Raw genomic sequence first — 13,812 nt, forward strand, 5'->3', positions numbered from 1 at the left:
CGACCGGGCGTACCGCGCCCGGCGCTTCGGGCTCGGCGCCGGCCGCGGGCACGGCGTGCAGACGTGTGTTCATGGATTCCCCCCCAGGAAATCCCGCCCCCGGGCAGGCGGGCGGTGTCGGTGCGCGTGGTGCGGGGCGGTGGCCGGGCCGGGGAGGGTCGCTCCCCGGCCCGGGCCGCCCGGGCCTTCGGTTTCCGGCCGGATCAGCCGGTGGTTCCTGTCAGCTGGTTGAGCGTGTCGGCGTCTGCGGTCGGGCCGGCCGGGACGGGGTTCTTGACGCCCTTGGGCACCGGCAGGCTGGCGACCGTCTTGGCGATGGTCGTGCGCAGGGTCTTCAGGGCGGCCGCCGCGGGCACCTCGGAGCTCGGGAGCTTCAGGGTGACGCTGGTCTGGGTGAGGCCGGGGCCGACCCAGCCGGACAGCTGCCCGGCGTACGCGGAGCCGAAGTTGGTGCTGCCGATCAGCTGCTGCTGCTTGGTGCCGGTGGGCATGGTGGCCTCGGCGAGGACGCCGGCCGGGGCGCTGATGGTGACGGTGTTGCCGATCCGGTAGGCGGTGACCTGGCCGGCGTCGACGGCGTTGTTCCAGGCCGCGCGGCGCTGCAGTTCGACGCCGATGTCCTTCTGGCGGAGGTTCACCAGCGGGGTGTCGGCGGCGTACAGCCCGTCGTACTCGGAGAGGATGCGCTCCATCACCGGGTAGGCGATGCGGTCCTCGGCGTAGTTCGACTGGTGGACGAAGTGCGGCCGCGGGTCGTTGTTGATCGCCCGGTTGACGGCCAGTCGGGCCTCGAGCGGGACGATGTAGTCGGCGTAGCCGGTGTTGAGGTCCAGCGGGGTGGGCAGGCAGGTGCTGGTGGCCGGGTTGTCCTCGCAGATGCCGCTGCCGCCCTGGGCGCGGGAGGTGTAGATCCAGTTGTACTCGTCCACCTCCTCGACCGTCTTCGCCGCGTTGTAGAACACGTTCAGCGGGTAGCGCGGGATGGTCAGCGCGTCGCCGACCTCGCGCTGGTCGTGCTCGCGGGAGGAGTCGCTGGCCAGCCAGCGGACGCCGGTGTTGTCCACGGACGGCGCCAGGTACGGGTTGTCGGTGGGCTGCTGCGGGTTGGTGACCAGGCCGGAGTGCTCACCGGTGACCAGCTCGGTGTTGTCCACGTTGGTGAGGCCGTTGTTGGCCGCCCAGGTGCGGTTGTTGGTGATCTGGGAGGTGATGTCGGCCTGGCTGGTCCACACCGTCTGCCCGCTGGCGTTGGTGGTGCAGCGCCAGGGCACCACGGTGACGTCCTGCACGCAGCCGAGGAACTGGTGCGAGTAGGTGTGGTTGATCCACCGGTAGGACGCCTGGTCGGCGATGAGCTGGGCGGTCAGCGGGTCGGTGCCGCCGTTCTCGGCCTTGAAGTCCTCGGTGCCCTGGCCGTTGTACGCCAGGTCGACCTTGAAGTTGTGGTTCTGCTGCCACGTCTTCAGGTACTGGGCGTCCGCAGCCGTCATCCGGCTGGGGTGCTCCTCCGGGTTGCTGCCGGGCGGGCAGGTGACGTCGCCGGGGGTGCACTTGAGGACGGTGTCCCAGCGGTCGTCGCCCATGAAGACGTCGTCGACGTGCAGGGCGAAGTAGTTGCGGTCGTAGCCGAGGTGGATGCCCTCGGTGGCCCACTCCACGATGCCGCGCGCCAGCTGGCGGTACTGCCGCTGGTAGGCGTTGTAGACGAAGGTGACGACCAGTTCGCGCCGGCCGTCGTGGGCGTACTCGCCGACCAGGGAGCCGCGCGTGCCGGTGCCGGGGATCGGCGCGTCCACGTACGGGGTGAAGGTGGCGCCGGCCGCCTGCTGGGCGAGCGGCGTGGCCAGGTAGCCGTAGCTCTCCCCGACCGACGGGGAGTTGTCCTCGAAGGTGACGCCGCCCTCGAGGTAGCCGAACGGGCCGGACTTGCCGGCGGCGGTCACCTGCGCCTGGACGCCGTCCAGGCTGCCGGCGTACGCGCCGGGCAGGGTGCCCCAGTTGAGGCCCACGCCGGCACCGGCGTAGGTGTAGGCGTCCACCTGGCGGATGCCGAACTGCTGCTCGTACGAGGCGAGCGCGGTGAGCTCGCCGGCGCTGAGGCCGGCCGGGCTCTCGCTGGGCATCACGACGGCCTGGAACTTGGCGCGCGGGGCGCCGTCCACCGTGTCGCTCAGGAACGCGGCGGCGATGGTCGGACGGCTCGCCGAGGCGAGGTCGATCCGGGTGTACGGCACGCCGGTGCTCTCGAGTTCGGCCACGATCGCGCCGACGGCCGGTCCGCCGTCGTCGACGACCAGCAGCTTCAGATCGATCCTGGGAGTCGGCGCCGCGTACGCGCCGGGCATCGGCGCCAGCGTCATGACCAGTCCTGCCACCGTGCAGGCAGCAGCAATGCGGGCTCTACGCCCCATGAGGTGTCCCTCCCCCTCGGACGGCGCGCGGGTCGCGCGGAGAGTCGCCGTCCGGCTTGTGCGATGTGCGGAGTGTGCGGGTGTACGGGTTGTGCGGTCACCAAAAAACGCGGCGCTCAGGGCGCCGCGCAACGTCATCCCCCGCCGCACATCGTATGACCATCGGCCCCCGCCGCATCCACCGAATCACCCAGGAGAGTGCAAAGTTGTCGAATAATCAGCACATAGGTCATTTGCCATTTCACACGTACCCACCCCGTGCGCCGCGTGCGCCCCCCGCTCAGCAAACTCCCAGCTGTACGCACTGCACCGACGGAGGGGAACGCGCTGCTCGTCCGCCCGACCGTACCCTCCCGGAGCCGTCCGTGCACCTGCCCGACTCCCAGCAACCTCTCAGGATCGCTACCGCCGGCCCGTCCGGGCAGACCCGGACAACACAATCGGAAGGGGGCATTCCACTCCCGACGGCGCGTCAGGACCGTTTTGCGGTTGCGCCACCGGTACGGTTCTGTGACGAGACCGCGACAGTGCATGGGAAGGCCACGTCCATGACACCGTGCTCCCCCGCCAGCTGCTCCTGCACCCCCCGGGACCTCGCCGTGCAGGCGCGCGCCTGGTCCAGGCCCAGGCACCGCAGGCCGGTGTCGCCCGGCACGGGCCAGGTCTTCGACTCCTTCCTCTCCTGGTGGGGTCGCGCCCGCCGCGCCGACCTGCGCTAGCGAGGCCTGCCGGCGGCAGTCGGCGAGCACCGAGGGGTGACCCACGGCCGAGGCTCGGAGGCGCCCGCGGCGGTCCGGGAGGAATCTTCCGGATTTCCCGCTCCCGGTGTCGAAATCGCGCCGCCGGCTTCTACCCACCTGTGAGAGCGCGCCCCGTCCGGGGCCGCCCGAGTGGAGGAGACAGCGATGAAGTACATGCTGCTGATGCAGTTCAGCGCCCGGGGCAACGACTTCCCTGCGATCACCGAGTGGGCCGAGGAGGAGGTCCGGGCGCACATCGCGTTCATGCACGACACCAACGCCGAGCTCCTCCGGAACGGCGAGTTCGTGGACGCGCAGGGCCTCGCCTTCCCCGACACCGCGAAGATCGTCCGCGCCTCGGACGACGGCACGCCGCTGGTCACCGAGGGCCCCTTCCCGGAGACCAAGGAGTTCCTGGCCGGCTACTGGATCCTCGACTGCGAGAGCGAGCAGCGGGCGCTGGAGATCGCCGCGCGCGCCTCCTCCGCCCCCGGACCCGGCGGCAAGCCGCTGAACATGCCGATCGAGGTGCGGCAGGTGATGGCCGCCCCGCCCACGGAGCTCTGAGCCCTGACCGGCACCGACCCCCGCGTCGACGACCTGCTGCGCGAGCTCGCGCCGCGGGTCGTCGGCGTGCTCACCCGCCGCCACGGCGACTTCTACGCCGCCGAGGACGCCGTCCAGGAGGCGCTGATCGCGGCCGCCGCCCAGTGGCCGGAGCAGGGGCTCCCCGACCACCCGCAGGCCTGGCTCGTCACGGTCGCCTCCCGGCGGCTGACCGAGCAGGTCCGCAGCGAGGCCGCGCGGCGGCGGCGCGAGGAGGCCGTGGCGACCCGCGAGCCGGAGGACCGCCGCGCCGCACCGCCCGCCGACGAGGACGCCGCCGCGGACCGCGACGACTCGCTCACGGTGCTGTTCCTCTGCTGTCACCCGGTGCTCTCGCCCTCGGCCGCCGTGGCGCTCACCCTCCGGTCGGTCGGCGGGCTCACCACCGGCGAGATCGCCCGTGCCTTCCTGGTGCCCGAGGCGACCATGGGCCAGCGGATCAGCCGCGCCAAGCAGCGCATCAGGTCCTCGGGCGTGCCGTTCCGGATGCCCGCCGCCGACGAGCTGCCGCGCCGCCTCGCCCTGGTCCTGCACGTGCTCTACCTGGTCTTCAACGAGGGCTACGCCAGCAGCGCCGGCCCGGCGCTGCAGCGGGTCGACCTCTCCCAGGAGGCCGTCCGGCTCGCCCGGGCCCTGCACCGGGCCGTCCCCGACAGCAGCGAGGCGGCCGGCCTGCTCGCACTGATGCTGCTCACCCATGCCCGCAGCGCCGCCCGCACCGGGCCGGACGGCGGGCTCGTCCCGCTGGCCGAGCAGGACCGCTCGCGCTGGGACTTTGCGGCGATCGCCGAGGGCACCGCCCTGATCACGGCCACCCTGCCGCGCGGGCCGGTCGGCCCGTACCAGGTGCAGGCCGCCATCGCCGCCGTGCACGACGAGGCCGCCACCGCGGAGTCCACGGACTGGCCGCAGATCCTCGCCCTGTACGGGGTGCTGGAGCGCCTCTCCGACAACCCGGTGGTCTCGCTGAACCGGGCCGTCGCCGCCGCCATGGTGCACGGCCCGCACGTCGGGCTGGAACTGCTCGCCGCGCTCGACACGCCGGGGCGCCTCGCCGGCCACCAGCGGCTGTACGCGGCGCGGGCACACCTGGAGGAGACGGCCGGCGACCGGCAGGCCGCACTCGCCGACTACCGGGCCGCCGCCGAGCGCGCCACCAACCTCCCGGAGCGGCACTACCTCAGCCTGCGGGCCGCCCGGCTGGCCTCGGGCGGCTGAGCGACGCTTCACCACTTCTGGGAGCGCTCCCAGATCTGGGTTCCGAAGCCCGTCCTCCGCGACATCCTCCACACCCGGCAACGCACCGTACGTCGGCGCACGACCGCGCCACGCCAGCCACAATGATTCGACTCCGGGCCACACGACCGTAACAAAGACCTCCTTTCGCTTGACACACGACCGGCCCTCGCGGCAACCATGGAGTGCGGGAGCGCTCCCACGCTCTCGTGAAACCCCCGCAGCGGACGGGGCCGGAACCTGGAGCAGCCCATGTACGCCAATGGCCACGGCCGCATCCTGCTGGACCTCCCCTTCGAGCCCGGCGCACGCGCCATCACGGTCAGCCGCCGCAGCGGCCAGGTGGTGCTCGGCGTCCGCGGCAGCCTCGACGGGGCCACCGCACCCACGCTGCGCGAGGCGCTGCTGAGCGAGCTCGCCCGCGAGCCGCACCAGCTGGTGGTCGACCTGTCCGAGCTCGACTTCTGGGACTCCTGCGGGATGAGCGCCGTGGTCGTCGCGCACAAGAGCTGCCGGGGCCGGCGCACGGCCGTCGCGGTCGCCGGGCTGCAGGGCTCCGCCGCCGCCTCCTACCGGGCGACCAACCTGGACTCCGTCATCCCCACCTACCCCGACACCGCCTCCGCCCTCGCCCACGGCAGACGGGCCGCCGCCTGACGGTGCGGGCCACGGCCGCCCCAGAACACCCGGCGTGCCGCCGAACCCGGATGTGACGCTGCGTCACCCCTCTCGGCGGCCGTCCACTGCTGACGGACCGTGACCACAGCGCCCGGGCCGGGCCGGTGCGGTGACGCAGTGCGACGGCCGGGGCAGGGCCGGCCCCCCGCGCGTATCCTGGGAAAGTCCCTGCCCCGGCCCACCGAGCGGCCGAGGAGGCGAAGAACAGGCCCTTTACGGACCCCGTCCTGGACGCACCGGACGCCTGCAGGCCCGACCCCTCCGGCCGTGACCCGCCGGCTCCGCCGACGAGGGAACCACGATGAGTCAGGTCATCCGGCACCCCGAGGGCAAGCACCGCCCCCACAGCGCACCGCGCCAGGTACGGGTGCGCCGGGTGTGGTCGCGCTCCGCGGCGGCCGTCCGGCGGGTGCTGCGGCTGATGCGGGTGCACTCGGTGGCGCGGCGCCAGGTGCCGTCCCCGCGGCGCTGGGGCCGCCGGTGGACGCCCGCCATGTACGTCCGGCTGTTCGCCGTGATCGGCACGCTGGTGTTCGTCGGCTGGCTGGGCATGGCGCTGTGGGTGGTGATCACCGGCTCGCCGGGCCCGGTCGAACGGCGCTGCGGCCGGACGGGCGCGTCGTGCAGCGCCGTGATCGGCTTCGTGACGCCCTTCCTCGTCCTGGCGCTGAGCATCTTCGTCTTCCTCGCCGTCCGCTACTACCGCGTCTACCACCCGATCCACCGGACGGCCCGGCAGCGCCCCCGCGACCTGGTGCCCACGGCCGGCACCATCATCGAGGAGGTCGTCGGCCGCCAGGAGCTCTGCGCGGTGCTCGCCCAGGCGCTCCGCGACCGGCGCACCCGGCGCCCGTACGTGCTGGTGGGGAGCGTCGGGAGCGGGAAGACCGCGGTGCTGGTCCAGCTGACGCAGTTACTGGCGGAGAAGGGCGCCGTGCCCGTCCCCGTCCACCTGCGCGGGGTCGACCTGGACGGCGCCGAGCTGAACTTCGCGGAGCTGGCCAGGCAGCGGTTCTGCGACGAGGTCGACCCGGGGGTGGTCTCCCGGGCGCAGGCCGAGCGCGTCTGGCGCCAGCTCTGCATGGACGACCGGGTGGTCGTCCTCGCGGACGGGCTGGAGGAGGCGTTCTGCGACGGCGACCGGCAGCGGGACCGCGACAGCCTGATCCGCCGGGCCGTCCGGCGCGCCGACCGCCAGCACCTCCCCCTGGTCGTCGCCTCCCGCCCGCACGCCGCCCTGGAGGGCACCCCCGCCGCGATCATCGACCTGGAACCCCTCAGCGAAGAGGCCGCCCTGACCTTCCTGGAGCGGCAGGAACCCGGCGTGGACGGCCGTCGGCTCGACTGGATCGTCGAGACCGCCGGGGTCTCCGAATCCCCGCTCTACCTGCAGATCGCCCGCCAGCTGCGCCGCCACCAGCTGCTCGAGCACTTCGAGAACACCAAGGAGTGGGACCAGATCGACACCCGCGGCAGCGACCGCGCGGGCATCCGGCTGAGCCTCCTGGAGTCCTGGCGGAAGGCGCTGGTCGAGGGCCACCTGCAGGCGCAGTTCGCACTGCCGCGCCGCCGCCGCGAGAGCGCCGTGGACGTGATCTCGGCACTGGCCTGCATCGGCCTGCTCCGGGACCGCATGGAGGTGCGCTTCGACGAGCTCCTCGCCGGCCGGGACGAACACGGCCACCGGTGCACGGAGATCCGCCAGCCCGAGATCTGGGCCGCACTGCGGGCACGCGTCGCCGACCTGCCCCGCACGGAGGACGAGGGCTGCTGGCGCGCCGCCCTGTCGCTCTACGCCGCACACGGCGAGCAGCTCGGACTGGTCGAGGCGTACGGCCACAAGGTCCGCTTCCCGCACAGCATCCTGCAGGCCTACCTCGGCTCCCGCTTCCTGGGCGCCGTGCAGATGCGGGCCCCGGACGACCCGCTGAGCACCGCCCTGGAGGAGCCCGGGCGGGAACTGCTGATGGCCCTGATCCTGCGCTCCCGCCTGCGCGACCGCACACCCCGCCGGCCCGTCGTCGAACGGCTGCTGCGGGCCGCCGACGGACGCCAGGACGCCAAGGCCCTCGACCTCTACGCCGCCGCCCTGGAGATCGACAGCGTGACGGTCGACGACTCCTGCCACCAGCGCATCGCCGACACCCTCTGCGACCGCTGGACCGACATCACCACCGGTGACCAGCGCACCCTGGACGAGGCGAAGACCCGGACGGTCCACCGCTTCGGCGAGGCACTGCGCCGTCTCGACCGGCCGGAGCGGAACGCCGCCTGCCGGCCCCGGGTGAAGCCCGCCTACGAGCGGCTGATCCGGATCTGCTGCCAGGAACCGGCCTACCCCGTGCGGCTGGCCATCGCGCAGGAGATCGGGGCCGGCGGGGACGCCGCCTTCGACGCGATACGGAAGTTCTTCCCCTGGCCGTCGTCCAGGGGCGACCCGGCGGCGCTGCGGTACGACCCGGTGGTGCAGTACCGGCTCGGCCTCGAGGAGCTGCACTACCGGGCGAAGGCGGAACGCGAGCAGCGGATCGCCCCGCGGCCGCGGCCGGCCGCGGTGGCGGCCGGGGTCGGCGCGTCCCCCGACGGGCCGACCCCTGCCCCTGCCGCCGCAGGGAATCCCGGCCCCGGGCGGGCCGCCGCGGCGGTGGCCGCCGGGAACGGCAGGGGCAGCAGGAACGGCGGGAGCGACGACGACGAGTCGGGGGTGGCGCCGCTGTGGCGGCAGTTCGTGCTGCGGGCGTGGCTCGTCCCGATGATCCTCGGCTCGGTCGGGGACGACCGCCGCAGCCAGGCCCGCGAGCGGCTGGACCTGTGGCTGGCCCACCTGCAGCCGGACGGCGCGAACGGCCGGGCCGACCTGCCGCTCTCACTGGAGATCGCGCTCGCGCAGGGCTTCAAGAGCGCGGCCAACCGCCGCCGCCGGCACCCCGCCGCCTCCGTCGAGGCCCGCGAGTACCTGGTCGAGCGGGCCGAGGTGATGCTCACCCATGCGCGGTTCTGGTACTCGCAACTGACGCTGATCCATGCGCTGTGCCTGTGGGAGCTGCCGGACGCCACCGACGGAGGGCTGGAGCACCGGGAGCACGCCGACCGTACGCCGGTCGACCCGCTGCACGCCGTGGAACGGTGGCTGACCATGGCAGGCAGCGAGCGGGCGCCGGGCGACCGGCGGGCCGACGAGTCGACGCGGCGGGGCGTGCCCCGGCTGCACCCCTTCGTGGCCGAGGCCGGCGACCTCGCGGCGCTGGCCCTGGAGTCCGGGCACCCGGAGCGCTTCGTGTGGATCGACGAGAAGGGAGCGATGGCCAACATCGGGTCCAGCCCGGCCGACCCCGGCGTGTACCGCAAGCACAACCTCTGGATCCCGCCCTCGGTGGGCTGGAGCACCCTGCACCCGCGGGCGCAGCAGCTGCTGGCCGACGTGCTCCTGCTGCTGAACCTCACCGAGCGCAGCGGCTCGGTCGAGGACCTGGAGGCCAGGCTGGAGCGCACCAACCGGGCGACCCTGCCACCCTGCCTGGCCAAGGACCGCAGGCCGCTGCAGCCGGAGCGCACGGTGGGCATGCCGGGGGCGGCCGAGCCGGGCTCCACCTGCCTGCGCGACTGCCCGTTCGAGCTGTGCCCCTACCCGCCGAAGGGCGAGCTGCCGCGCGCGGAGCTGCGGGAGCCGTTCTGCCGCCAGCAGCGGGCCCTGGTGGCCGTCCACTCGCTGCACCGGCGGAAGGCCCTGTGGCAGGGCATGACCGACCGCGAACTGGCCGGCTTCTGGACGGCGATGGCGGCGCGGACCCGCACGCCGGACCGGTGAGGGTCGCCGGTGGCCCGCGCCGGCTCAGTCGGCGAGCGGGTCCAGGACCGCGAGCTGTTCGGCGACCCGTTCGGCGGACCAGGAGAGCAGCCAGGCGGTGTGGTCGGGGGCGTAGCGGCGGGGCGCGGACTCGACCCGCATGACCAGCGCCAGGTAGATCCGGTAGAGGGCGAGCCTGGCCCGGGCACCGGGTGTGGTGGTGGTCAGCTCCGGGGTGATGCTCCGGTAGCCGGCCATCAGGTCGGGGTCGTCCTCGGGGGCGCCGAGCGGGTCGAGGCCGACGAGTTCGGCGAGCGGGTCGCCGAAGAAGGCGCGTTCGCCGTCGATGAGGCCGCCGAGGCGCCAGGTGCCGCCGGCGCCGTGGCTGCCGTCCGGGTCGCGGGTGAGGACGATGTTGCCCTCCCAGGCGTCGAAGTGGACGAGGGCGGGGCGGCGGACCTCGGCGAGGGCGGCGGCGAAGCGCTCGGGGAGGCCGGTGAGGACGGCCGCGGGCGCGGGCAGCGGCACGTCGAATCGGGCGGCGTCGGCGAGGACGGTGCGCAGCATGCCGGCGAACGCGGCCTGCCAGGTCTCGCCCCGAAGGCCCGGGACGGGCTGCGGATAGCCGTAGTGGGGGCCGGTGGCCGTGGCGATGCGGGCGGCCGTCTCGCCCAGACTGCGGCGCAACGGGCCGCGCTGTTCGGGCGTCAGCTCCTCGCGCAGCTCGTCCCAGGTGCTGCCGTCCAGGTAGTCGAGCAGCAGCCACTCGCCGGGGTTGTCCGGCCCGGCGGGTTCGTGGTGGAGGACGGCGGGGACGGGGGCGCCGGTGGCGGCGGCGAGCCGGTGGAAGAGCGTCTCGGTGCCGAGCAGGCCGTGCTCGTGGCCCAGCGAGGGTGCGTCCCCGGGCGGCGCGGCCTTGAGCACCAGACGCCGCCCGTCGGCGAGTTCCACGAGGCGGGCGGCGTTGTAGAGGCCGCCGTGCAGAGCCCGTCCCCCGACGATCCGGACGGGGCCGAGGGCGTGCCGGACGCGCTGCTCCGTCAGTTCCCGTACGGCGCGCTCGCCGTCGGGCCCATCGGAGTCAGGTGCGTCGGACAGGGCGGCAGCGGCAGTCATGGCGCTCCAGGGCAGGTACGGACGTGGCGGTCGGACGGCGCGACCACGCGGCCGGGGGCGCTCCCGGAGGCCCCGGTCCCGGAGTCTACGGCCACACCCCCGCCTTTTGTCGAGCCTTGAATTAAGTGCGTCTGTCGCGGCCTGCCCATACAACGGTCTTATGGGTCCATAAGCCCGAGGCATGTACCGCGGGGCGGGTGCTCGGGCGAGGGTGGCAGTCGGAACCTCTCCGCCGTCCGTCCCGGGCCGCCTGCGGCCCGCCCCTGCCGAAGGATGCCGCCATGTCCCGCCCCGTCCGGGTCGCGATCGTCGGAGCCGGCCCCGCCGGTGTCTACGCGGCCGATGCCCTGCTCAAGTCCGACATCGCCGCCGACCCGGGTGTCTCGATCGACATCCTGGAGCGGCTGCCCGCGCCGTTCGGGCTGATCCGCTACGGCGTGGCGCCCGACCACCCGCGGATCAAGGGCATCGTGACCGCCCTGCACCAGGTGCTCGACAAGCCGCAGGTCCGGTTCTTCGGCAACGTCGACTACCCGGGCGACCTCTCCCTGGACGACCTGCACCGCTTCTACGACGCCCTGGTGTTCGCCACCGGCGCGGTGGCCGACCGCGACCTCCGCATCCCCGGCATCGAGCTGGAGGGTTCTTACGGCGCCGCCGACTTCGTCTCCTGGTACGACGGCCACCCGGACGTGCCGCGCACCTGGCCGCTGGAGGCCGAGAAGGTCGCGGTGCTCGGTGTCGGCAACGTCGCCCTCGACGTGGCCCGCATCCTGGCGAAGACCGCCGACGAGCTGCTGCCGACCGAGATCCCGGGGAACGTGTACGACGGCCTGGCGGCCAACCGGGCCGTGGAGATCCACGTGTTCGGCCGGCGCGGCCCGGCACAGGCGAAGTTCAGCCCGATGGAGCTGCGCGAGCTCGACCACTCCCCCACGATCGAGGTGATCGTCGACCCGGAGGACATCGAGTACGACGACGGCTCGATCGCCGCCCGGCGCGCCAACAAGCAGGCCGACATGGTCGCCGCCACGCTGGAGAACTGGGCGATCCGCGACATCGGCGACCGTCCGCACCGCATCCACCTGCACTTCTTCGAGTCCCCGGTCGAGGTGGTCGGCGAGGACGGCCGGGTGGTCGGCCTGCGCACCGAGCGCACCGCCCTGGACGGCACCGGTGACACCAAGGGCACCGGCACCTTCCGCGACTGGGACGTCCAGGCGGTCTACCGCGCCGTCGGGTACGCCTCGGACGAGCTGCCCAAGCTGCCGTTCGACACCCTGTCGGCGACCGTCCCGCACGAGGCCGGCCGGGTCGTCGAGGCCGGGGCGCACCTGCCCTCGACGTACGTCACCGGCTGGGTCAAGCGCGGCCCGGTCGGTCTGATCGGCCACACCAAGGGCGACGCCAACGAGACGATCGCCTGCCTGGTCGAGGACCACAAGGCCGGGCTGCGCCCCGCCGCCTCGCCCGCCGAGGACGCCGTCGTCGCCTTCCTCGAGGAGCGCGGCGTCGACTTCACCACCTGGGAGGGCTGGAAGGGCCTGGACGCCCACGAGCGCGCGCTCGGCGAGCGCGAGGGCCGCGAGCGGATCAAGGTCGTGCCGCGCGAGGAGATGCTGCGGGCCTCGGGCAGTTCTCTGACGCCCGCCGTACAGGACTGACCGGGCCGCCCGGGCGCGGACGGGCGCGGCGGACGGGACTCCCCGACCGCCGCGCCCGTCCGTGCCTCGCCGTGTCGGCGTGTTCAGAGCTCGACGGACGCGCCCGGTGCGAGGAGGTGCAGACGGTCGGTCAGACCGACCCGGGCGAAGGCCTCCGCGAGCGAGGCGCCGTCCTCGGTGAAGTGCGCCCAGTGCTCGAAGTGCAGCGGCACGACGTGGCGGGCATCGAGGATCCCGGCGGCCTCGGCGGCCGCGGCGCTGGTCAGGGTGAGCGGCGCGTCCGGGACGAGCGCGGTGCGGGCGGCCCCGGCGAAGAGCACGGCGACGTCGACCGGGCCGAGCCGGTCGGCGACCTCGCGGACGATGTCCAGCGAGGCGTTGTCGCCGCTGACGTACACGGTGGGCAGGCCGTCGCCGGACAGTACGAAGCCGGTGACCTCGCCCACCAGGTGCTCGCTGCCCTTGGGCCCGTGCAGGGCGGGCACGCCGGTGATCCGCAGCTCCCCGCCGCCGGGTCGGGCGAGTGCGGTGTGCTGCCAGTTCGGCAGGGCGCGGACCCCGCCGCCGAGCCGCTCGGACGCCGAGGCGGTGGAGAGCACGGGCGGCGCGTCGGGCGCGGTGACGAGGGCCCGCCCGGCGTCGTCCAGGTTGTCGGGGTGGTGGTCGTGCGAGAGCAGTACGGCGTCCAGCGGGCCGAGGTCGGCGGCCGGCACCGCGGGGCCCGCCGTCTTGGTGAGGCTGCGCGAACCGGCCGGGTGGACGCCCGGCGCGTCGAAGGTCGGGTCGGTGAGCAGCCGGACGCCGCCGAGCTCCAGGACGGCGGTCGGGCCGCCGATGTAACGGACGGTCAGCGTGGCCATGGACGGGCCCCCTCCGGGCGGTGATCACGGGCACCGGGGACAATCGCCGGGCGGCCGCCGTTGTTCCCGCCCCGGCCGGCCGGTGCCGGACGATCGGAATCACCGATCGGCGGCCCCTCGGGGCGGGGCCGCCGCCGGGGCACCCGTCAGGGCAGGGTGACGATCTGCCAGCGCTGATTGGGGTTGGTCAGTTCGCCGCACTCGTGGACGTAGACGTTCTCGCCGTCGCTGTCGAGGCACTGCAGGGTCTGCTGGTTCTGCAGGGTGATCACCGGGCCGGCCTTGTTCTTCTCCCACCAGTGCTGGTAGCCGCTGCTGTTGCAGTCGTGGGCGTAGGCCGCGGTGCCGTTGTTGTCCAGGCACTGGCCGGAGGCGACCCCCTTGTAGACGATGGAGCCGTCGCCGAGCTGCTCCCGGGCGAACTGCTGCCGCAGGTCGTCCTCGTGGCAGTCGCGCAGCTTGTAGTTGTAGCCGCCGCCGGGCGTGTCGAAGATGCACTTGCCGAACTTCGCGCTCTTGAACTGGACGAGCGACCCGAACTCGGCGGAGGCCGCCGCCGCACCGGGCGCCGCGGTCAGCAGGGGTACGGCCAGGGCGGCGCTGAGCACCGGCAGGAGGAGTCGGGCGGGGGTGGGCACGCGCACGGCGGTGCATCCTTTCGGGAGGGGGTCCGCAGGCCGGGGACGGCAGCAGCGGAACGGACCCCGGCTGACG

10 protein-coding genes are annotated in these 13,812 nt (G+C 73.7%); 6 read left to right on the top strand and 4 right to left on the bottom strand.

Features of this window, described 5'->3' with window-relative positions; genetic code table 11:
- Positions 1 to 203: 203 nt before the first annotated feature.
- Positions 204 to 2,360 carry a hypothetical protein gene (locus ACQ614_RS04985; protein WP_431676935.1) on the bottom strand — a complete coding sequence of 719 codons (2,157 nt, stop codon included), beginning with the start codon at positions 2,358 to 2,360 and terminating at the stop codon, positions 204 to 206.
- Positions 2,361 to 2,959: 599 nt separating this feature from the next.
- Here ACQ614_RS04985 and ACQ614_RS04990 point away from each other — a divergent pair.
- From ACQ614_RS04990 to ACQ614_RS05010, 5 genes are all read left to right on the top strand, one after another.
- A complete protein-coding gene (locus tag ACQ614_RS04990) occupies positions 2,960 to 3,130 on the top strand; it encodes a hypothetical protein (RefSeq protein WP_431676936.1) in 171 nt (56 codons plus the stop codon).
- A 186-nt stretch (positions 3,131 to 3,316) separates the two neighbouring features.
- Positions 3,317 to 3,718: a YciI family protein gene (locus ACQ614_RS04995; protein WP_431676937.1), complete on the top strand. Its 402-nt coding sequence runs from the start codon at positions 3,317 to 3,319 to the stop codon at positions 3,716 to 3,718.
- 3 nt (positions 3,719 to 3,721) lie between these two features.
- The gene (locus ACQ614_RS05000; protein WP_431683823.1) at positions 3,722 to 4,975 is read left to right on the top strand and encodes an RNA polymerase sigma factor; all 1,254 of its coding nucleotides are present in this window, start codon (positions 3,722 to 3,724) and stop codon (positions 4,973 to 4,975) included.
- A gap of 270 nt (positions 4,976 to 5,245) precedes the next feature.
- Positions 5,246 to 5,650 (top strand): STAS domain-containing protein, encoded by a 405-nt coding sequence (locus ACQ614_RS05005; protein WP_431676938.1) that lies wholly within the window; start codon positions 5,246 to 5,248, stop codon positions 5,648 to 5,650.
- Between the two features lie 322 nt (positions 5,651 to 5,972).
- Positions 5,973 to 9,479 (top strand): NACHT domain-containing protein, encoded by a 3,507-nt coding sequence (locus ACQ614_RS05010; protein WP_431676939.1) that lies wholly within the window; start codon positions 5,973 to 5,975, stop codon positions 9,477 to 9,479.
- 24 nt (positions 9,480 to 9,503) lie between these two features.
- Here the strand turns inward: ACQ614_RS05010 and ACQ614_RS05015 are convergent, their stop codons facing one another.
- Positions 9,504 to 10,574: a phosphotransferase family protein gene (locus ACQ614_RS05015; protein WP_431676940.1), complete on the bottom strand. Its 1,071-nt coding sequence runs from the start codon at positions 10,572 to 10,574 to the stop codon at positions 9,504 to 9,506.
- A 281-nt stretch (positions 10,575 to 10,855) separates the two neighbouring features.
- On the opposite strand from ACQ614_RS05015, the gene ACQ614_RS05020 reads away from it, so the two are divergent.
- A complete protein-coding gene (locus tag ACQ614_RS05020; protein WP_431676941.1) occupies positions 10,856 to 12,238 on the top strand; it encodes an FAD-dependent oxidoreductase in 1,383 nt (460 codons plus the stop codon).
- Between the two features lie 83 nt (positions 12,239 to 12,321).
- On the opposite strand, the gene ACQ614_RS05025 is transcribed toward ACQ614_RS05020, so the two are convergent.
- Both ACQ614_RS05025 and ACQ614_RS05030 read right to left on the bottom strand, forming a co-directional pair.
- The gene (locus ACQ614_RS05025; RefSeq protein WP_431676942.1) at positions 12,322 to 13,098 is read right to left on the bottom strand and encodes an MBL fold metallo-hydrolase; all 777 of its coding nucleotides are present in this window, start codon (positions 13,096 to 13,098) and stop codon (positions 12,322 to 12,324) included.
- Positions 13,099 to 13,244: 146 nt separating this feature from the next.
- A complete protein-coding gene (locus ACQ614_RS05030; protein WP_431676943.1) occupies positions 13,245 to 13,742 on the bottom strand; it encodes an RICIN domain-containing protein in 498 nt (165 codons plus the stop codon).
- Positions 13,743 to 13,812 lie beyond the last annotated feature (70 nt).

The sequence above is a fragment of the Kitasatospora dryopteridis genome, from assembly GCF_050749075.1.
Lineage (GTDB): Bacteria > Actinomycetota > Actinomycetes > Streptomycetales > Streptomycetaceae > Kitasatospora.

What these genes read in the sequence shown, in the direction of transcription:
- ACQ614_RS05020 (WP_431676941.1), top strand. Translation starts at nt 10,856, where the DNA reads ATGTCCCGCCCCGTCCGGGTCGCGATCGTCGGAGCCGGCCCCGCCGGT.
- ACQ614_RS04990 (WP_431676936.1), top strand. Translation starts at nt 2,960, where the DNA reads ATGACACCGTGCTCCCCCGCCAGCTGCTCCTGCACCCCCCGGGACCTC.
- ACQ614_RS05015 (WP_431676940.1), bottom strand. Translation starts at nt 10,574, where the DNA reads ATGACTGCCGCTGCCGCCCTGTCCGACGCACCTGACTCCGATGGGCCC.
- ACQ614_RS04995 (WP_431676937.1), top strand. Translation starts at nt 3,317, where the DNA reads ATGAAGTACATGCTGCTGATGCAGTTCAGCGCCCGGGGCAACGACTTC.
- ACQ614_RS05010 (WP_431676939.1), top strand. Translation starts at nt 5,973, where the DNA reads ATGAGTCAGGTCATCCGGCACCCCGAGGGCAAGCACCGCCCCCACAGC.
- ACQ614_RS04985 (WP_431676935.1), bottom strand. Translation starts at nt 2,360, where the DNA reads ATGACGCTGGCGCCGATGCCCGGCGCGTACGCGGCGCCGACTCCCAGG.
- ACQ614_RS05005 (WP_431676938.1), top strand. Translation starts at nt 5,246, where the DNA reads ATGTACGCCAATGGCCACGGCCGCATCCTGCTGGACCTCCCCTTCGAG.
- ACQ614_RS05025 (WP_431676942.1), bottom strand. Translation starts at nt 13,098, where the DNA reads ATGGCCACGCTGACCGTCCGTTACATCGGCGGCCCGACCGCCGTCCTG.